Source organism: Ruegeria sp. AF7 (assembly GCF_056541885.1).
In genome coordinates this window covers 37,882-56,470 of sequence record NZ_JBQFYX010000011.1, presented here as the reverse complement: position 1 = coordinate 56,470, position 18,589 = coordinate 37,882, and the positions used below count along the sequence as shown (strand labels likewise).

Below are 18,589 nucleotides of genomic sequence, written 5' to 3'. Positions count from 1 at the left end.
TCAGGTCTCCTGGTTGGTCGCGCCCAAATGGTCCCGGATCGTGCCGGTCTTGGGCGAAAGGTCTGGGTCAATGTCACGCATCTCAAGCGAGAGCGCGATGGAATGTCCGGCGAAGGCGGGGGACAGATAGGCCTCAACCGCCTCAAAAATGCGTTGCGTGGCGTCCCGTTTGACATTCTTAGGCCGGCCCGCTCTCAGGCGGATCGAGATATCGACAAACCCGTGCGCCGGGTTGCCGTCAGCGATGGCATAGTGATCAACCCGCGTAGCCCGAACACGAATTCCGGCCATAGGAAACGCCTCAACCCCTGCAGCGGCGGCCCGTATGCATTCGCACAGACCGTCCATGTCGATCTTGTCTTCCAGATTGCCGGAATACTCGACGTGGAAATGCGGCATAGCCTTCCCTTTCTGCGTATTTAGTTAACATGTTTATTATTTTCAAAGCCGCACGTCAAGAGATTGCCTTGTTAATCTTTGCAATTGCCATTGCAGCATTCTAGAAAACCGCATGACCACGCAAAGCCATATCAAAAGCACCGCCCGCTCCCTTCCAATCGCACTGTTGCGCGCGCGGGAAACCGTCATGTCCCCGATCCGGGATATGCTGCAAAGCATTCATCTGACCGAACAGAAATGGCGCGTCTTGCGTGTGCTAGATGAGCTTGGTGAAGTGGAGCAAAGCACAATCGCTCACGAGGCATGTCTGCTTCTTCCTAGTGTGACGCGCATCCTGCGAACGATGGAGGCCGAAGGTCAGATTTCACGCCGTCGGGATAGTGATGACAAACGTCGCACCATGGTCACGATCACCAATGCAGGCCGATCTATTCTTACGGACAACCTAGCGGCTTCGCTTGCGATCACCGGCAACATCGAGGCACAAATGGGACAGGAAAAGTTGGATCAACTTCTGGATCTGCTCGAAGAATTGCAGGCCGTCAGAACCTGAACCAGCGCACTTGACCTCAGTGGTTGCCAATGCGGTTCTCTGTAGGGAACCCAATTACCGCTTGATTGGAAGTGTCAGGCGGTCTTACTGGCTGAAATTCGCCTCACGACGATAACGCACCCCTTACGGGCGCGGTAAGTCAGTCTTTTCAACCCCATCACCACTCCAAGATGTCCTTGTCACCACAAGAAGGTTGTCGAGGTCAAAACAAAATACTGGATGTTGGATACATTATCCGTTACTTCTCCGCGTATCGATTGATTCAGGGAGGATCACATGCTCAACAAACTCGCCACACTGGCGGCCCTCACCACTATCTCCACGGTTCCTGCGATGGCGGACACGCTGGACGATGTCGTAGATCGCGGGACATTGCGCTGCGGTGTAGTGTTGGACTTTCCGCCGATCGGCTATCGCGACGCCAACAACGAACCGGCGGGTTTTGACGTGGAATATTGCAATGATCTGGCCGCCGCCCTTGAAGTTGACGCCGAAATCCTGCCGCTGACCTGGGCAGAACGCCTGCCAGTGATCGTCACCGGACGCGCAGACGTTGTATTCGGAGCAACCTCGGACAGCCTCGAACGGGCGCGGACCGTGGGCTTTACCATTCCTTACGCCATCTATTATGCGCAGGGTGTGGTGAACGCGGAAAGCGGCATTGAAACCTTCGAGGATATCCGCGGCAAGCGCGTGGCTGCCGCAATCGGCACGGTACCCGAGCAGGAATGGCTGAAGATCGCCGCCGAATGGGGTGAAGAAGGCAATTACCAGGGCTATCAATCCGAGAATGAGGTGTTCCTGGCGGTGGCTCAGGGCAAGGCCGATATCGGCATTACCACAAATACTGCCGTGCTGCCGATTACCCAGCAATATGACACTGTTGTTGCCGGTCCTCGTATGCCATGGACCACCGACTACACTTCGGTTGTCGGCAAGCGTGAAGATGTCACCTGGCTGAACTTCCTGAACCTGTTCGTGACCCACCAGGTGCGTTCGGGCCGCTATCAGGAGCATTGGGGTAAATATGTCGGTGGCGAAGCCCCCGAGCTGCGCATTCCCGGCGTAATGTACTGATCCTTTACCCTACCAACCTTTCGCCCGGTTCTCTTCGGGCGAAAGGACCGGTAGATTGTGCGAGGAACACCCGTGTTCGACTATAACTTCCATTGGCGGCCGGTGATGAAAAGCCTGCCGGACCTGCTTGAAGCATCGCTGCTGACGATACAGGTTGCCGTGCTGGCAATGGTCCTCGGCATTGTCATCGGGCTTTGTCTGGCGCTGACGCGGCTACACGTGAAAGGACCGCTTTACTGGTTCGCCTCAGCCTGGGTCGAACTGGCGCGTAATACTCCGGCGTTGTTCCAGCTATTTTTTTTCGGCTTCGGGCTTGGTGCCTTTGGCCTGCATCTGTCGCCGTACTTCATCGTGCTGGCCGGACTGACATTCAATTGCGCCGGTTATCTGGCTGAAAACTTTCGCGGCGGCTTTCAGGCCGTCCCCGAGACACAGTTACGCGCGTCGCGATCGCTGGGCATGACCGCGTGGCAGGCCTACACACGCGTCGTGATCCCACAGGTGTTTCGCATTGTCTATCATCCGATCACGAACCAGATGGTCTGGGCTGTTTTGATGTCCTCGCTGGGCATGCTGGTCGGCTTCCGGGAGCTGTCGGGCGAGACGCAGTTCTTTGCCTCGCGCACTTTCCGCATCTTTGAATATTTTGCCGTCACCGCGTTCATTTATTACGTGATCGTCAAAATCATCCTGCTTGCCTCGCGCCTGCTGGCGTCCCGGCTTTTCCGCTATTGAAGGAGGCACAGATGCAACCCACTGTCAGCTTTTTCAGCGGCTTCAACATCAACGATCTGTGGTTTCTGGGCGAAGCCGCGCTACGAACGCTCTGGATTTCAGTACTTTCGATTTCCATAGGAACGGTCATTGGCGTGGTGTGCGGATGGCTTCTGTACGAGGGCAAACTGGCAGCGACCCTGACGTTGGCTCCGGTTCTGGATATTTTCCGGTCGGTCCCTCTGATCATCCAACTGGTGCTGTTTTACAACTTTGCACCAATTGTCGGACTCAATCTGGACCCGTTCGCCTCGGGCGTGGTGATCCTATCCATCTACACAGCAGCACTGGTTGCGAATGTGGCGCGCGGCGGGATTGAGGCCGTCGGCGATCCGATGCGCCGCGCGGCGCGCAGTCTGGGCATGACCTATTGGCAGGATCTGCGCTATGTCGTCTTCCCGATCGGTGGGCGCGCGGTGTTCCCGGCATGGGTCGGGGTCGCGCTGGGTGTGATGAAAGACAGCGCGCTGGTCTCGGTTCTGGGCTATGTTGAACTGCTGAAAGCCAGCCAGATCCTGATCACCCGCACGCAGGAACCATTCCTGATTCTGACAATCGCTGGCGCGTTCTATTTCGCGCTCAGCTATCCGATTTCGCGGTATTCCGCGTCGCTAGAAAAAAGGTGGGCCCAATGATCGAAATACGCGACCTGCACAAGTATTTTGGATCGCTGCATGTGCTGAAAGGCATTGATCTGGATGTGCAGAAAGGAGAAGTTTTGTCGGTGATTGGCGCGTCAGGCTCCGGAAAATCGACCCTTCTCTATTGCATCAACGGGCTGGAACCGATCCAGCAGGGATCGGTCCGGGTTGATGGCATTGATGTTCATGCAAGAGGCACCGACATCAACAAGCTGCGCACAAAGCTGGGGATGGTGTTCCAGCAATGGAACAGCTTTCCGCATCTGACAGCACTGGAAAACGTTGCATTGGCCCCGAAGATTGTCAAAGGCAAGTCGAGGGACGAGGCGCGTGACATTGCCGCAAAGCAGTTGACCCATGTAGGCTTGGGCGAGAAGCTGAACGTCTTCCCCTCGTCCTTATCGGGTGGTCAGCAGCAGCGACTTGCCATTGCCCGCGCGCTGGCGATGGAGCCGGAATACATGCTGTTTGACGAAGCAACCTCGGCGCTGGATCCTGAACTGGTGGGCGAAGTTCTCGACACGATGCGGCTTTTGGCCGAAGAAGGGATGACGATGATTTGTGTCACGCATGAGATGGGTTTCGCTCGTGATGTATCAGACCGGGTTGCTTTTTTTCATCAGGGCGTGATGGAAGAGATCGGCCCGCCCGCCCAGATTTTTAGCGAAGCCCAATCCGAACACACCCGCAAATTCCTGGCGAATGTGCGATAAAAGCCCCCGCCCCAAAACAACTAGGAAGGTCACCTTCATGTCCCAGAATATCTTCACCGGCACCATGCCAGCCCTGATGACCCCCTGCAAACCGGACCGGACACCGGATTTCGACGCGCTGGTGAAAAAGGGCAAGGAAATGATCGCAGCGGGTATGTCTGCCGTGGTCTATTGCGGCTCGATGGGCGACTGGCCTCTCTTGTCGGATGCCGAACGGATGGAAGGTGTCGAACGTCTGATCACGGCCGGACTGCCCGTTGTCGTCGGCACCGGTGCTATTAATTCGAAATCAGCCGTGGCGCTTGCCGCGCATGCGCAAAAGGTTGGTGCGGCAGGGCTTATGGTGATCCCACGTGTATTGTCGCGTGGATCGTCCATCGCGGCGCAGCGTAACCATTTCAAAGCGATCCTGTCGGCTGCACCTGATATCCCGGCAATCATCTATAACAGCCCGGTTTACGGCTTTGCGACGCGCGCCGATCTGTTCCTGGAATTGCGTGCAGATCATCCGAACCTTGTTGGGTTCAAGGAATTCGGCGGCAAAAGCGATCTGCGCTATGCGGCGGAACACATTACCTCGAAAGATGATCAGGTTACACTGATGGTTGGTGTGGACACCGAGGTCTACCATGGTTTCGTCAATTGCGGCGCCACCGGCTCGATCACAGGGATCGGCACTGCCCTGCCTAAGGAGGCACTTCTGCTGGCGGCCCTGTGTCAGAAAGCAGCTGCCGGTCATGCCGAGGCCCGCCTTCGCGCGCGGGAACTGGAAGAAGCCTTTGGTGTGCTGGCCAGCTTTGACGAGGGCACCGATCTGGTACTGTATTACAAACACCTGCTGGTCCTGAACGGCGAAGAGGAATACCGTTTGCACTTCAACGAAACCGACGAGTTGACGGATGCCCAGCGCAACTATTGCGAACAGCAATACCACCTGTTCCGCACTTGGTTTACCGATTGGTCCGGCCAGGGCGGGGTCATTGCTGAATGCATGTGATTGACAGTCACACCGGAGGAATGCCTACGCGGGTGATCCTCGACGGCGGCCCCGATCTGGGGTCCGGCCCACTGGCCGAGCGTGCACGACGCTTGGCCACCGAGCATGAGGCGTTCTACAAATCCATCTTGTTGGAACCGCGTGGGCAGCCCGGTATGGTGGGGGCGCTTCTGGTCGCGCCCGAAGATTCTGGATGTGAGACTGGCGTGATCTATTTCGATGCGGATACCGTTCTGGGCATGTGCGGGCATGGCACCATCGGTTTGAGTGTCACTCTGGCCCATATGGGTCGGATCCGGCCCGGCACGCACCGGGTGGAAACGCCGGTCGGGGTCATCTCGGTGGAGTTGCTGGACGCCAATACCGTGCGCGTCACAAATGTCGAGAGCCGTCGCGTGCGGGCAGCTGTGCAGATTGAGGTTGACGGCCATGGGTCAATCACCGGCGATCTTGCCTACGGTGGGAATTGGTTCTTCATTGTCGACCCCAGCCCGATCCCGGTGAACCCGGGAAACATTCGTGCGTTGACCGATTTGACCATCGCCATACGTGAAGCCTGCATCGCACAGGGGGTGCGTGGTGAAAACGGGGAACTGGTCGACCACGTGATCCTACAGGATCAATCCCCCAACAAGGATGTTCACAGCCGTAACTTTGTACTGTGCCCGGACAATCAATATGACCGGTCGCCCTGCGGTACCGGCAGTTCGGCGCGCCTCGCCTGTCTGGCGGCAAACAGGGCGCTGGCCGCCGGGGAAAAGATTGTGCAGGAAAGCGTGATCGGCAGCCCCTATGTGCTGAGCTACCAACCCGGCCCGAACGGAGGTGTCATTCCCACCCTGACCGGGCAGGCGCATATCATGTCGGAAGCCAGGTTGATTTTCGCGCCGAATGATCCGTTCCGAGATGGCATCGCGTTTTGAAATCAAGTTCGGGGACAGACGCTGTTCGATCCCCGACCCCGCACCACGATTTGAGAACCTGTAACCATGCAGCATGATACCAAGACGGACATAGTTGTGATCGGTGCTGGCATCATTGGCATCAGCGCTGCGCTGGAACTGCAAAAGCGCGGCAGGAACGTGCTGGTGCTGGACCGTGAAGGCGTCGCAGCCGGGGCGTCAAAGGGCAATGCCGGGGCCTTTGCCTTTACAGATATCGTGCCGCTTGCAACCCCGGGGATCATGCGCAAAGCGCCGAAATGGCTGCTTGATCCGCTGGGGCCTTTGTCGATCCCGCCCGCTTATGCGCTGAGTATTGCGCCGTGGATGCTCCGGTTCTGGCGGGCCAGTTGGCGGGATCGTTATGCTACCTCACTGTCCGCACAGGCCGCGCTGATGAACCACAGCCGCGCCGCGCTAGAGCGCCAGATCGCGTATGTTGACGGCGAGGCGCTGATGCAGCGCCAAGGCCAATTGCAGTTGTTCGAGAGTGAGGGAGAATTCCGTGCCAGCCTGCCCACCTGGAACTTGCGCAAGGACCATGGCATCCCGTTTTATCTTCTGGACAGTCCGGATGCTATTGCCGAGATTCAACCCGGACTGAACCGGCGATTTACCCATGCGGGTTTTACCCCGACATGGATGAATACCGTCGACCCTGCCGGCTGGACCGAGCATCTGGCGGCACAGTTCATCGCGCGCGGTGGGCAGATAAAGATCGCAGGGATCACAGCACTGAATCCAACCGATGACGGCGTGCGCCTTGACACGGACAACGGCGACATTTCGGCAGGTCAGGTGATTGTTGCCGCCGGAGCCTGGTCACACCAACTGGCCAAGACCCTGGGGGATCATATCCCGCTTGAGACCGAGCGGGGTTATAACACGACCCTTCCCGAAGGCGCTTTTGACCTGCGCACTCATCTGACCTTTGGGGGGCATGGGTTTGTGGTAACCCGGATCAACGGCGGCGTGCGCATCGGCGGTGCAGTCGAACTGGGTGGATTGAAGCTGGCCCCGAATTACCGGCGCGCTGACACGTTGCTGGCCAAGGCCGGGCGCTTCATGCCAGACCTGAACCTGGAAGGCGGCACGCAATGGATGGGCTTTCGCCCTTCACTGCCTGACAGCCTGCCAGTGATTGACCGATCTTCGCGCGCACCACAGGTACTTTATGCCTTTGGCCATGGTCATCTGGGGCTGACCCAATCCGCAGGCACGGCCGAACTGGTGGCCGATCTGGTCACTGACGCCAAGCCGGTGCTCGATATGTCACCTTTCGCATCCACACGCTTCTAATCTGGAGAACACCTTATGAAAATCACCGGGCTGAACGTATATCAGGTGAATCTGCCGCTGAAAGAAGGCCGCTATAGCTGGTCCAACGGCAATTTTGTCGAAGTGTTTGACAGCACCGTTTTGGAAATCATCACGGATGAGGGGTTGAAAGGCTATGCCGAATGCTGCCCGCTTGGCTCGGCCTATCTGCCGTCTTTCGCGCTCGGCGTCCGGGCCGGGCTGGCAGAGCTGGCCCCGCATTTGATCGGGCAGGACCCACTGAATATCGGTCAGATCAACCGCACGATGGATGCGGCCTTGCGGGGTCATCCTTATGCCAAGGCCCCGGTGGATATTGCCTGCTGGGATCTGCTGGGCAAGGCCACGGAACAGCCGCTTTACACCTTGCTGGGGGGCGCGGCGCAGGACGATGTGGTGCTTTATCGCGCGATCAGTCAGGAAGCACCCGAGATCATGGCCAAAAAGATCGAAGGCTATGCCGCCGAAGGCTACACCAAGTTTCAGCTCAAGGTGGGTGGCGAGGCCAATGACGACATCGACCGTATCCACGCCACCCGCGCCGTTCTGAAAAAGTCGGACCTGCTTGTAGCAGACGCCAATACCGGCTGGACCCGGCACGAGGCCGCACGCGTGGTGGGCGCGATTTCGGGTCTGGATGTCTATGTGGAACAGCCTTGCCTGACCTATGAGGAATGCGTGTCGATCCGCCGCCGCACCGCGTTGCCCTTCGTGATGGACGAGGTGATCGACACCCCCAACACGCTGGTCCGCGGCATTGCCGAAGACGCGATGGATGTGATCAACCTGAAGATCTCGAAAGTCGGAGGGTTGACCAAAGCCCGTCTTATGCGTGACCTCTGCGTGGCGCACGGCATCCCCATGACGATCGAAGACACCTGGGGCGGTGACATCACCACGGCGGCCATCGCACATCTGGCCCGTTCAACGCCGTCCGAGTTCACATTCTCTGCCACGGATTTCAACTCTTACGGCACGGTGGACATTGCCGAGGGTGCGCCAAAGCGTGTCAACGGCCGGATGACCGCACCCGCCCATCCGGGTCTGGGCGTTACACCGATTTTTGACGCTCTGGGCGAGCCTGTCGCACAATATTGAGAGATCCGATGCGGAGCAGCAAAACCGTTCATATCATTTCAGCCCATGCAGAAGGCGAAGTAGGGGATGTTATCGTTGGGGGCGTCGCCCCGCCACCGGGCGACACCTTGTGGGAACAGCGCAGCTTTGTCGCGGGCGACCAGACGCTGCGCAACTTCGTTCTGAACGAACCCCGGGGCGGTGTTTTCCGTCATGTCAATCTTCTGGTGCCCCCAAAACACCCCAAGGCCGACGCGGCCTTTATCATTATGGAACCCGAAGACACACCGCCGATGTCAGGTTCGAACTCGATCTGTGTTTCAACCGTATTGCTGGATGGCGGGATCATTCCGATGCAGGAACCCGAAACTCATATGGTGCTTGAGGCCCCGGGCGGGCTGGTTCATGTCCGGGCAGAATGCAGCGGTGGCAAAGCGCAACGCATTTTCGTGCAGAACCTGCCCAGCTTTGCCGACAAACTGTCCGTCCCGCTTGAGGTGCCCGGATTGGATACGATCATGGTTGATACTGCTTATGGGGGTGACAGTTTTGTCGTGGTCGATGCAAAGGCATTGGGATTCGAAATTGTCGAACATGAGGCCCGTGACATTGCCCGATTGGGGGTGAAGATTACCAATGCAGCCAATGAACAGCTTGGGTTTTCGCATCCTGAAAACCCGGATTGGGACCATATCTCATTCTGTGCTTTCTGCGGCCCGCTGAGCCAGACCGAAACCGGATTGACCGGAAAATCTGCCGTGGCGATCCAGCCCGGCAAGGTTGATCGGTCGCCTACGGGTACAGCGGTTTCCGCACGCATGGCGCTGATGGCTGCAAAAGGGTTGATGTCGCCGGGTCAGACATTCGAGGCAGTCTCGATCATCGGATCACGGTTCACCGGTCGGATTGTCGATACCACCGAAGTGGCGGGCCGTGCCGCGATTGTCCCCGAAATCAGTGGGCGCGGCTGGATCACCGGAATTCACCAACACATGCTTGACCCGGATGACCCCTGGCCTGGCGGGTATCGCTTGTCGGACACCTGGGGTGTCTGACTAAACAGTGCATTGGCCGCGCCCGCTCTCAGGGAAAGGCAGTTACAGAAGGTTCCATTCGCTCTTGGTCTTACCTCGCTGTCTCAGCAGGGTTGAATCACCATGGATATTGGATGCATTATCAAGCGGAGTGTCCTTAATCAGCTTTCTGGGTGGCCGAGTCGCGGCTCAGCTTGGAATAACGCCGGTAACCGGTAGCTGTACCCAAACAAGTGGCAGGAAAGAAATGGCAGGAAAGCGCGCGATAACCAAGCAAAGCCTACCAGATGTCATCGCGAACGATCTTCGTGAACGTATTCTGAACGGTGAACTTGCCGAAGGTGAAGCTATTCGCCAGGAAGCTCTGGCCGAAGAATACGACGTATCTCGGATGCCCATCCGCGAAGCCCTAAAGCGTCTGAACGCTGAAGGCCTGATTCAATGGGCCAATAATCGGGGCGGATCAGTTACCAAACACTCATTGAACGAGATTGGAGAAATATTCGACCTTCGAATGCTTATTGAAGTCGATCTTTTCCGCAGAGCCATTCCGCAGATGACATCTGCCGACTATGCACGATGCAACGAGATATTGACACAGATGGAAGCGTCTTATGACGAGAATGACGTCAGCAAGTGGGGGATCCTGAACTACCAATACCACTCCGCCCTTTACGCGGCGTCGCAGAGGAAACTGACGAATGAATTGCTGGACCGCGTCAATCTGCAATCAGACCGCTATGTCCGAATGCATTTGAGCGTGATGAAGCAGCGGGAACCCGCGAAAAAAGAGCATCGAGAGCTGTTGAAACTGGCGCAAGCAGGGAACGTTGACGAAGCCTGTAACATGCTGATGCGGCACATCCGGCGAACAAAGGAACAGCTGCTGGAGATGATCGTAGCAAAACGCGCCATGGAGGAGACCTAACAGGGTGCTTGATTGCCTCTCTTAATTGGATACATTATCCATAGCTTCAGAATCGTAATTATGGAACCTTAATGACCTGCTCCCCCCATGGTAAGCACCTCATCGCTGGAAATTGGCTTTCAGGTGACACGTTTTTTCAGTCACAGCCCGCTTTTGGACCGTCACACAGTTTTTCGGTGGGGCGCCTTCAGGATGTTGACGCGGCTGCGGAAGCTGCCGAAGAAGCGTTCTGGAGCTATGGTTTTTCGACCCGGGAAGACCGCGCGGCATTTCTGAATGCCATCGCAGATGAGATCGAAGCCCGCGCCGAGGCGATTACTGAAATCGGTACGCAGGAAACCGGCCTGCCCGAGGCCCGTCTGCAAGGAGAGCGGGGTCGCACATCGGGCCAACTTCGCTTGTTTGCCACACATATTCTGAGTGGTGAGTATCTGGATCGGCGACACGACGGCCCGTTGCCAGACCGCTCGCCGCTGCCGCGCCCGGATCTGAAAATGATCCAGCGCCCAATTGGCCCTGTCGCCGTATTCGGTGCTTCGAATTTCCCTTTGGCCTTTTCAACCGCAGGCGGCGACACCGCGGCCGCCTTGGCTGCTGGGTGCCCCGTTGTCGTAAAAGGGCACAGCGCCCACCCGGGTACCGGTGAGATCATAGCCGAGGCTATACATGCTGCCATCGAACGCTGCAAAATTCATCCCGGTGTCTTCAGTCTTATTCAGGGGGGTGACCGGACCGTGGGTTCCGCTTTGGTACAGCACCCGCTGATCAGGGCTGTCGGGTTCACTGGCTCATTGGCTGGTGGTCGGGCACTGTTCGATCTATGTGCCGCACGTCCTGAACCAATCCCGTTTTTCGGTGAACTTGGCTCGGTCAACCCGATGTTCATTCTCGATGCTGCGCTGACGAACCGGGGCGACAACATTTCTCAGAACTGGGCTGGGTCGCTGACCATGGGCGCAGGTCAGTTCTGTACCAACCCCGGGGTAGCCGTTTTGCTGGCGGGTGCAGCAGCGGACCGCTTCGCCGAGACCGCGCGAACCGCCTTGTCAGAAACACCCACGCAGACCATGCTGACCGACGGCATCGCCGACGCTTATCGAGCCGGTCAGGCAAGGATCGCCAATACAGCAGGTGTGCAGGAGGTTCTGACCTCGATGTGTGATCAACGCACCGCGTCCCCGTACCTGTATCGCACCAATGCTGTGAACTGGCTGGCAAACGAAACCCTTGGTGAAGAGGTTTTTGGCCCGCTGGGCGTAATAGTGACCGCTGAAACGCCTGACGAAATGCGGGCCGTCGCACACAGTCTGCAAGGTCAGCTGACCTGTACCCTGCATATGGATGATGCGGACATGGACACCGCGCGTTCCCTGATGCCGATCCTCGAGCGCAAGGCCGGGCGTGTACTGGCCAATGGCTTTCCCACGGGCGTCGACGTCTGCGACAGCATGGTGCATGGCGGCCCCTACCCCGCTTCGACCAATTTCGGTGCTACTTCTGTCGGCACATTGTCGATCCGGCGGTTCTTGAGACCCGTGTGTTACCAGAACATGCCGGACGCATTGTTGCCCGAACAATTCCTCTGATCCTTCAACAACACGCTGCAAGAGCGTCAAGGCTCATCGCAAGGATAGCGATGAGCCACGTGTCCTATGCTCGAATTTACCGAAGGCTGTGCTTCGGCCTGTTCAGTTAACTTGCTAAGCGCCTACCAGTTTGCTCGACTTACGGCTCTCAGATCCATAGGTGTAAGCCTGTTGTTCACACGTTCTGACCATGTCGGAGACAATCGCCCGCATACCCGTGTGTGCCCAAGCTAGAAAACGTGGGCCAAAAAACAACTTGCTACAAATACACACCATAATGCATAAATATTGCTAGCATTTTAGAGTATTTGAATAAGAATAACACATTTCTGGGGGCAAAAATCGAGCTTGGCGCGCTTCGCGCTTACTTAGACCCGTTGGGGGAAGGGGCTCTGGTTTGGCTTGGTTAAAGATTGTGTTGGTTGTATTTGTTGTCGCGCTCATGCCGGCGCAGGCCCTTGCCAACATCGGAACAGTTATCAGCGCCAAACAAGGCGCTCAGATCATTCGCGCCGGAAACGCGCAGCCTGTCATTTCAGGAATGGATGTGGTGTCGGGCGATACGATTTCTACAGATCACAGCGGTTTGGTTCAGATCGTTTTTGTGGATGAAACCAAAATTGCAGTTGGCCCCAATGCGCATATGGTGTTGGACGTGACCATGCTGCGCGGCAACCGAAAGGCCAAAAGCTTTGCCGTGCAAGCACTTGGTGGCAGCTTTCGATTCATTTCCGGCAAGAGCAGAAAAAGAGCCTATTCGATCAAGACCCCGACTGCGACAATGGCAGTTCGTGGCACAACCTTCGACATGTGGGTCGTATCACAAACCCAAAGCGCAATGCTTGTCCTGCACGGAACTGTTCAAATGTGCAGTGCACAAGGGTCTTGCAGGTCCACAGGCCGCGTGTGCAGCATGTATGCCACCGGTGGAGGCGGAACAGTCGGGCGGCCCGCTGATCAGGCACAGTACGATCAAGCACTGAAAGAGGGATTCCCATTTATTCAGTCGCAGGAAGGCCTTCTGCCTCCTTTGCAGGTACGGGTTGAGGGATGTTCTGGCGAAGGCGCGCCCGTGCAGCAGGCCAAAGTCGACAGGGCCGATTTTCGCAGAACTGCGCCCCAGCCGCGCCCAGTCAGCGTCGCAGCGCCGCCAGCACCTCCGTCAAACCCAGAGCCAGAAGTAGAACCAGAACCGGAGCTGGAAGAACCAGAACCGGAACCGGAACCGGAAGAGCCTGAACCGGAAGAGCCTGAACCGGAACCCGAAGAACCTGATCGAGAGGAACCAGGTCAGGAAGATCCAGAGCAGCAAGAATCAAATAGTGAGCTGTTCCGGTAGCGATGTCGAAAAAGCGGAAATGGACTCACTTGTCCGGGGAACGACATGAGCGACGAAAAGCGCAAAACCAGGACAGGGAAATGGGCGTTCCGCCTTGTCGGATTGTGTCTGATCCTGGTGGGTTGTTTCATCCGAGTCATGGATCCTTATCCTGTGCGAATGACCCGTCTGATCTATTTCGACGTTCTGCAAAGGTCGTCTCCGCGAGAGTTCAATCCTGACCTCCCCATCCGGGTTGTAGATATCGACGAAGCCTCTCTGGCCAATTGGGGGCAATGGCCCTGGCCCCGAACACTGGTGGCGCAGATGGTTCAAAATCTGGGTGAATACGGTGCTGCGGCCATCGCGTTTGATATGTTGTTCGCTGAACCTGACCGGTTTTCGCCCTCGCGTCTTCTGAACGATCCATCTTTGGCAGGGGTCCTCACAGTGGAACGCCACGCTCAGAAGCTCGATAACGATGTCTTGCTTGGGATGGAAATCGCCTATTGGCCAGTCGTTCTTGGGACTGCCGCACGATTGTCGGCGGAAGGAAACCCCATCACTGCAAAAGCAGGTATCATTGAGTTCGGGGAAAATCCCGCCGCGGGTCTAATTTCAGTTCCTCATTGGACGCCAATCGCGCCCCCTTTGGACCGGACCGCTGCGGGTATTGGTGGGGTCAACGTCTCGCCCATCGGCGGAACCGGCATCATGCGCCGTGTGCCGGTTCTTTGGCGCGGGCCGGACGGGCTGTTGCCGGGTCTGTCAATTGAAGCCCTGAGAGTTGCCTTGGGTGAAACCAATATCGTAGCCGAAGGTGCGCAGGACGAAACAGGCATCATGTTGGCGGTTGAGGTCGGGGGATACCGTATACCAACGACAGAAAACGGCGAGATTTGGCTGAGATACCGGCGGGATGCGCCCGAACTGTACATCTCGGCCAGCGATATCCTCAAAAGCTCGGATGATGCGGATGTTCGGGCGGAAGTTGAGGGGCGGATCATCCTGATCGGAACGTCGGCCGCCGGTTTATTCGATATGCATCAGACAGCGCTTGGAGAGAGCGTTCCCGGCGTTTCAATTCATGCTCAGGTGCTGGAACAGGTCCTGACCAACGAAATGTTAAGCCGCTCGGACGTAACTGCAGCGCAGGAAATGCTTGCCTTCGCCTTTCTCGGGCTTGTCGTGATTGCCGTCATGTCTAGTTTTGGTGCGGTTGCATCTTTCATTGCAGGCGGTGTCGCCGCTGCCGCCGTTCTGATATTGAGTTGGCTGGTCTTTCAAAACCAGTCGGTTTTGTTCGACGCCACATTTCCGCTTATCGGTGGCATGGCCAATTTCGGGCTGCTGGCAGGGTATCTTTTCCTGTCCAGCGAACGGGAAAAGCGCAAAATCCGGAAAGTCTTTTCTCATTACGTCGCCCCGGAAATCCTTGATGAGATGGAAGCCACTGGGCATCAGCTACAATTGGGAGGCGAGACGCAGGATATCACAGTGATGTTTTCCGACATCCGGGGTTTTACACCTCTGTCTGAATCCGCATCTGCCACCGAACTGGTCTCGCTGCTGAATGCGCTTTTTTCCAGTATCGGTGACCAGATACTGGCGGAACGGGGAACCATCGACAAGTTTATCGGCGACGCCGTTATGGCGTTCTGGAATGCGCCTTTGCCTGTCGCTGACCACCCGTGCCGGGCAGCACTTGCTGCACTGAAAATGCGGCGCGCTTTGACAGAGTTCAATGCATCCGACATCATGCGAAACCGCCCCCCTATCGCGCTGGCAACGGGGCTTGCCACCGGGCAGGCCTGCGTCGGCAATATCGGCTCGCAGAAACGGTTCAACTATACGGTCATCGGCGACGTCGTGAATGTCTCAGCGCGGATCGAACAATGCTGCCGAACGGTCGACTATGACATCGTCGTTTCAAACGGTGTCCATGAAATCACGCAGGGGGATCTGGCCATGTTAGAGGCCGGGCATGTTGATCTGAAAGGCAAAGCCAACCCGGAACCCGTCTTTGTTTTGGTGGGCGATCAGACCCTGTTGCAAACAGCGGCATTCCAGGATCTCAGGGCTGCACATGCAGAGCTGATTTTGGCGATCACAAATCGACATCCAAACAGCCTGGTCAAGACCTTGTGCCAACAGTGCGAAAATCTGGCTGAAGACATCGAGCCCGGCTTGCGTCAGTTCTACAGGGCGCTGCCCGGTCGTGCCGCTGACTTCCGGTCGAACCTACCATCCGGGCAATTCATGTTCACACGCCACAGTCTTGGATAACCAGTCTCGTTTTCCGGCGTTTACGCTCTTTGGATCACGCTCACACCGGACCAAACTGGCACAGAACGGGCTAGAAAAACTACCGTTACTGTAATCTTTGCCCGTCATTCCCGAAGTAATATGCGCGGTTGGGATCAAACCCGAATTGTACATCGTCACCCGGGGCAATTGCATGCTGGCCAAACAAACGGACTGTAATTGGCACGTTGCTGGTTTGCAGAATGACATTGGTGTCACCGCCCAATTGCTCAACATGCGAAACGGTGCCGGCGATCGGCCCACCGCTTTCCAGGCGGATGTCTTCCGGGCGCAGCCCCAGTTCGCGCGGATCGCCCGGGGTCAGATTGTCCGCCGGAAGAAAATTCATGGACGGTGCACCAAGAAAACCCGCAACAAAGCGGTTTGCCGGGTTGTTGTACAGCTCCATGGGGCTGCCGACCTGTTCCACCCGTCCGTCGCGCAGCACCACAATCTTGTCGGCCAGTGTCATCGCTTCTGTCTGATCGTGTGTGACGTAGATCATCGAGGCCGAAAGTTGCCTGTGCAGATTTGCGATCTCGATCCGGGTGTTCATGCGCAAAGCAGCATCAAGATTGGACAGCGGTTCGTCGAACAGAAACAGCTTGGGTTGGCGCACGATGGCACGTCCGATTGCAACACGCTGGCGCTGCCCCCCCGACAGTTCGGATGGATAGCGGTCAAGATAGGGCTCCAACCCCAGCATCCGGCTCGCCTCGGCGACGCGCTCGTCGATCACGGCTTTCGGCTGGCGTTCCTGTTTCAGGGCAAGGGTCAGGTTGCCGCGTACATTCAGGTGCGGATAAAGCGCGTAGCTCTGGAACACCATGGCGATGCCACGTTTCGAGGGCGGGGTCAGATTGACCTGCTCGCCAGCAATTCTGATCTCACCCGATGTCGCGTCTTCAAGCCCTGCAATAACGCGCAGAAGAGTGGACTTGCCGCATCCGGAGGGACCGACAAAAACCACAAACTCGCCGTCCTCAACCTCAAGATTGATGTCCTTCAGGACCTCTACATTGCCAAAGGATTTGTGAATGTTTTTCAGTGAAAGGGCGGTCATTGGCGGGTCTCCTCAAGAGAAACGGGTTGGCCAGTGCGGATGCTTTGATCAGCGGCCAGGCAGATGGAAAGGGATTGTACGGCGTCGGACATATGGCGGGTCAGGTCGATATCCTCGGCGATGGCGTGCAGCATATAGGCTTGTTCAGCATCGCACAGTTCCTGATGGCCGGGTTCATCAGGCATGTCGATAATCCTGTCGCCCTGCGGCGTGTGAACCAGAAGACCACCAACCTTGGTGTGACCATCGATGTCTGCGGACGCGCCCTTGTTTCCGTCGGTGATCGAAACAGACCCGTTGGGCGAGACAATGTCCTTCACAAAAAACGCGGTTTCGGACATCATCGGACCCCAGCCAGCCTCGTACCACCCGACCGATCCGTCGTCGAACACGACCTGAAACTGGCCGTAATTGTACATGTCAGGCGCGATTTCATCCGACAGGCGCAGACCCATGCCATGGACGCGAACGGGTTTTGCGTCGGTGATCTGGCACATCACATCGACATAATGCACACCACAATCCACGATGGGGGAAGTGGTCTGCATCAGGGCCTTGTGCGTCTCCCACTCAGGACCTGAGGATTGTTGATTCAGGTTCAGACGGAACACATAGGGGCCACCCAGAGTGCGAGCCTCGGCGATCAGACGCATCCAGGATGGGTGGTGGCGCAGGATGTAGCCCACGACCAGCTTACGGTTCAGACGCGCCGCTGTTTCGACCACACGCCGCGCATCGGCAACGTTGGTGGCGAGCGGTTTTTCGACAAACACATGCGCACCCGCCTCCATCGCGGCGCAGGCGTAATCCGCGTGACTGTCCGAATAGGTCGCAACCACAACCAGATCCGGTTTGGTTTCGGTCAGAGCGGCCTCAAAACTTGAATACACCGAATAGCGCGTCAGATCAGGGTGATCCACGCGGCCGGATCGGTTCACCAGCCCGACAATCTGTGCGTCCGGGTGGTGGTGATGTGCCAGCGCATGGCTCAGCCCCATATTTCCAAGGCCTGCGATCAGGACGCGGGTCATTTCACCGCTCCTGACGTGATGCCGCGGATAAGCTGTCGCGAGAAGATCACATAGAGGATCAGCACCGGCAGGATCGCCATTGAAAGGGCTGACAAGACCGCATTCCAGTCTGTCACAAACTGACCGATGAAGACCTGGCTGCCCAGCGTCAGTGTCTTGGTCTCTTCCGCAGGGGCGAGGATCAGCGGGAACCATAGATCGTTCCAGATCGGGATCATGTTGAACACGGCAACCGTTGCCATTGCCGGACGCACCAGCGGCAACACAAGCCGAAAGAAGATTGTGTATTCGCTTAGCCCGTCAATGCGGCCCGCATTCTTGAGGTCGTCACTCACCTGTTTCATGAACTCGCTGAGGATGAACACCGCCAAGGGCAGGCCCTGCGCCGTATAGACAAGGATCAGCGCCCACAGGGTGTTCACCAGCCCGGTCGCCACCATCATTTCCAGGATGGCCACAGTGCCGATGCGGATCGGGATCATGATTCCAAGCGCCAGGTACAGACCCATAAGCATGTTGCCCTTGAACCGGTACTCACTCAGCGCATAAGCCGCCATTGCGCCAAACAGCAGGACCAAAGTCAGGGATGCAACGGTCACAATCAGAGAGTTTTGGAAATAAAGGAAGAAATCCCCCTGTTTCATCACTGTCTGATACCCGATCATCGAAAAACTGTCGGCATCGGGCAGCGCCAGCGGTTCGCGAAAGATCGCCTTGCGGGTCTTGAAGCTGTTGATCAGGATCACGAAAACCGGAAACAGTGCGATCAGCGTATAGAAGATCAGTGCACCATGCATCGCGAAGGTGTTTAGCGGGTTGGAGCGGGCCTTGTTCAT

The 18,589-nt window shown here is 57.0% G+C and carries 18 protein-coding genes; 14 read left to right on the top strand and 4 right to left on the bottom strand.

Annotation, left to right across the window (positions count from 1 at the left end; translation table 11 throughout):
- Positions 1 to 399 carry a 5-carboxymethyl-2-hydroxymuconate Delta-isomerase gene (locus ACR0AP_RS15680; protein WP_480507667.1) on the bottom strand — a complete coding sequence of 133 codons (399 nt, stop codon included), beginning with the start codon at positions 397 to 399 and terminating at the stop codon, positions 1 to 3.
- 112 nt (positions 400 to 511) lie between these two features.
- Between ACR0AP_RS15680 and hpaR the strand changes: the two genes are divergently transcribed.
- The 14 genes from hpaR to ACR0AP_RS15610 all read left to right on the top strand — a co-directional run bounded on the left by hpaR (position 512) and on the right by ACR0AP_RS15610 (position 15,641).
- Positions 512 to 952: a homoprotocatechuate degradation operon regulator HpaR gene (gene hpaR, locus ACR0AP_RS15675; RefSeq protein ID WP_209507539.1), complete on the top strand. Its 441-nt coding sequence runs from the start codon at positions 512 to 514 to the stop codon at positions 950 to 952.
- A 276-nt stretch (positions 953 to 1,228) separates the two neighbouring features.
- The gene (locus ACR0AP_RS15670) at positions 1,229 to 2,029 is read left to right on the top strand and encodes a transporter substrate-binding domain-containing protein (RefSeq protein ID WP_480507665.1); all 801 of its coding nucleotides are present in this window, start codon (positions 1,229 to 1,231) and stop codon (positions 2,027 to 2,029) included.
- A gap of 105 nt (positions 2,030 to 2,134) precedes the next feature.
- Positions 2,135 to 2,764: an amino acid ABC transporter permease gene (locus ACR0AP_RS15665; protein WP_480507723.1), complete on the top strand. Its 630-nt coding sequence runs from the start codon at positions 2,135 to 2,137 to the stop codon at positions 2,762 to 2,764.
- An 11-nt stretch (positions 2,765 to 2,775) separates the two neighbouring features.
- Positions 2,776 to 3,438, top strand: a complete 663-nt coding sequence (locus ACR0AP_RS15660; RefSeq protein WP_209507536.1) for an amino acid ABC transporter permease — start codon at positions 2,776 to 2,778, stop codon at positions 3,436 to 3,438.
- Positions 3,435 to 4,157, top strand: a complete 723-nt coding sequence (locus ACR0AP_RS15655; protein WP_480507663.1) for an amino acid ABC transporter ATP-binding protein — start codon at positions 3,435 to 3,437, stop codon at positions 4,155 to 4,157. Before ACR0AP_RS15660 ends, ACR0AP_RS15655 begins: the two co-directional genes overlap by 4 nt.
- 37 nt (positions 4,158 to 4,194) lie before the next feature.
- Positions 4,195 to 5,154, top strand: coding sequence for a dihydrodipicolinate synthase family protein (locus tag ACR0AP_RS15650; protein ID WP_480507661.1), 960 nt, complete (start codon positions 4,195 to 4,197; stop codon positions 5,152 to 5,154).
- Positions 5,145 to 6,077 carry a 4-hydroxyproline epimerase gene (locus ACR0AP_RS15645; RefSeq protein WP_480507659.1) on the top strand — a complete coding sequence of 311 codons (933 nt, stop codon included), beginning with the start codon at positions 5,145 to 5,147 and terminating at the stop codon, positions 6,075 to 6,077. The genes ACR0AP_RS15650 and ACR0AP_RS15645 overlap by 10 nt, the downstream gene beginning before the upstream one ends.
- Before the next feature lie 66 nt (positions 6,078 to 6,143).
- On the top strand, positions 6,144 to 7,394 hold the full coding sequence (locus tag ACR0AP_RS15640; RefSeq protein ID WP_480507657.1) for an NAD(P)/FAD-dependent oxidoreductase: 1,251 nt from the start codon (positions 6,144 to 6,146) through the stop codon (positions 7,392 to 7,394).
- Positions 7,395 to 7,409: 15 nt separating this feature from the next.
- Positions 7,410 to 8,510, top strand: a complete 1,101-nt coding sequence (locus ACR0AP_RS15635) for a cis-3-hydroxy-L-proline dehydratase (RefSeq protein ID WP_480507655.1) — start codon at positions 7,410 to 7,412, stop codon at positions 8,508 to 8,510.
- A gap of 8 nt (positions 8,511 to 8,518) precedes the next feature.
- Positions 8,519 to 9,544, top strand: a complete 1,026-nt coding sequence (locus ACR0AP_RS15630; protein ID WP_480507653.1) for a trans-3-hydroxy-L-proline dehydratase — start codon at positions 8,519 to 8,521, stop codon at positions 9,542 to 9,544.
- A 226-nt stretch (positions 9,545 to 9,770) separates the two neighbouring features.
- The gene (locus tag ACR0AP_RS15625; protein ID WP_480488054.1) at positions 9,771 to 10,451 is read left to right on the top strand and encodes a GntR family transcriptional regulator; all 681 of its coding nucleotides are present in this window, start codon (positions 9,771 to 9,773) and stop codon (positions 10,449 to 10,451) included.
- Between the two features lie 71 nt (positions 10,452 to 10,522).
- Entirely contained in the window at positions 10,523 to 12,037 is a 1,515-nt protein-coding gene (locus ACR0AP_RS15620; RefSeq protein ID WP_480507651.1) for an aldehyde dehydrogenase (NADP(+)), read from the top strand.
- Positions 12,038 to 12,434: 397 nt separating this feature from the next.
- On the top strand, positions 12,435 to 13,376 hold the full coding sequence (locus ACR0AP_RS15615; protein WP_480507649.1) for a FecR family protein: 942 nt from the start codon (positions 12,435 to 12,437) through the stop codon (positions 13,374 to 13,376).
- A 45-nt stretch (positions 13,377 to 13,421) separates the two neighbouring features.
- The gene (locus ACR0AP_RS15610) at positions 13,422 to 15,641 is read left to right on the top strand and encodes a CHASE2 domain-containing protein (protein WP_480507647.1); all 2,220 of its coding nucleotides are present in this window, start codon (positions 13,422 to 13,424) and stop codon (positions 15,639 to 15,641) included.
- Positions 15,642 to 15,726: 85 nt separating this feature from the next.
- On the opposite strand, the gene ACR0AP_RS15605 is transcribed toward ACR0AP_RS15610, so the two are convergent.
- The 3 genes from ACR0AP_RS15605 to ACR0AP_RS15595 are packed head-to-tail and all read right to left on the bottom strand — an operon-like array spanning position 15,727 to position 18,589.
- Positions 15,727 to 16,722 carry an ABC transporter ATP-binding protein gene (locus ACR0AP_RS15605; protein ID WP_480507645.1) on the bottom strand — a complete coding sequence of 332 codons (996 nt, stop codon included), beginning with the start codon at positions 16,720 to 16,722 and terminating at the stop codon, positions 15,727 to 15,729.
- Positions 16,719 to 17,753 carry a Gfo/Idh/MocA family protein gene (locus ACR0AP_RS15600; RefSeq protein WP_480507643.1) on the bottom strand — a complete coding sequence of 345 codons (1,035 nt, stop codon included), beginning with the start codon at positions 17,751 to 17,753 and terminating at the stop codon, positions 16,719 to 16,721. Before ACR0AP_RS15600 ends, ACR0AP_RS15605 begins: the two co-directional genes overlap by 4 nt.
- On the bottom strand, positions 17,750 to 18,589 hold the full coding sequence (locus ACR0AP_RS15595) for a carbohydrate ABC transporter permease (protein ID WP_267366204.1): 840 nt from the start codon (positions 18,587 to 18,589) through the stop codon (positions 17,750 to 17,752). Before ACR0AP_RS15595 ends, ACR0AP_RS15600 begins: the two co-directional genes overlap by 4 nt.

Coding starts and splice junctions, on each gene's coding strand:
- ACR0AP_RS15625 (WP_480488054.1), top strand. CDS start 9,771: ATGGCAGGAAAGCGCGCGATAACCAAGCAAAGCCTACCAGATGTCATC.
- ACR0AP_RS15595 (WP_267366204.1), bottom strand. CDS start 18,589: ATGAACAAGGCCCGCTCCAACCCGCTAAACACCTTCGCGATGCATGGT.
- ACR0AP_RS15640 (WP_480507657.1), top strand. CDS start 6,144: ATGCAGCATGATACCAAGACGGACATAGTTGTGATCGGTGCTGGCATC.
- ACR0AP_RS15680 (WP_480507667.1), bottom strand. CDS start 399: ATGCCGCATTTCCACGTCGAGTATTCCGGCAATCTGGAAGACAAGATC.
- ACR0AP_RS15655 (WP_480507663.1), top strand. CDS start 3,435: ATGATCGAAATACGCGACCTGCACAAGTATTTTGGATCGCTGCATGTG.
- ACR0AP_RS15600 (WP_480507643.1), bottom strand. CDS start 17,753: ATGACCCGCGTCCTGATCGCAGGCCTTGGAAATATGGGGCTGAGCCAT.
- ACR0AP_RS15635 (WP_480507655.1), top strand. CDS start 7,410: ATGAAAATCACCGGGCTGAACGTATATCAGGTGAATCTGCCGCTGAAA.
- ACR0AP_RS15665 (WP_480507723.1), top strand. CDS start 2,135: ATGAAAAGCCTGCCGGACCTGCTTGAAGCATCGCTGCTGACGATACAG.
- ACR0AP_RS15650 (WP_480507661.1), top strand. CDS start 4,195: ATGTCCCAGAATATCTTCACCGGCACCATGCCAGCCCTGATGACCCCC.
- ACR0AP_RS15645 (WP_480507659.1), top strand. CDS start 5,145: ATGCATGTGATTGACAGTCACACCGGAGGAATGCCTACGCGGGTGATC.
- ACR0AP_RS15630 (WP_480507653.1), top strand. CDS start 8,519: ATGCGGAGCAGCAAAACCGTTCATATCATTTCAGCCCATGCAGAAGGC.
- ACR0AP_RS15605 (WP_480507645.1), bottom strand. CDS start 16,722: ATGACCGCCCTTTCACTGAAAAACATTCACAAATCCTTTGGCAATGTA.
- ACR0AP_RS15620 (WP_480507651.1), top strand. CDS start 10,523: ATGACCTGCTCCCCCCATGGTAAGCACCTCATCGCTGGAAATTGGCTT.
- ACR0AP_RS15660 (WP_209507536.1), top strand. CDS start 2,776: ATGCAACCCACTGTCAGCTTTTTCAGCGGCTTCAACATCAACGATCTG.
- ACR0AP_RS15610 (WP_480507647.1), top strand. CDS start 13,422: ATGAGCGACGAAAAGCGCAAAACCAGGACAGGGAAATGGGCGTTCCGC.
- ACR0AP_RS15670 (WP_480507665.1), top strand. CDS start 1,229: ATGCTCAACAAACTCGCCACACTGGCGGCCCTCACCACTATCTCCACG.
- hpaR (WP_209507539.1), top strand. CDS start 512: ATGACCACGCAAAGCCATATCAAAAGCACCGCCCGCTCCCTTCCAATC.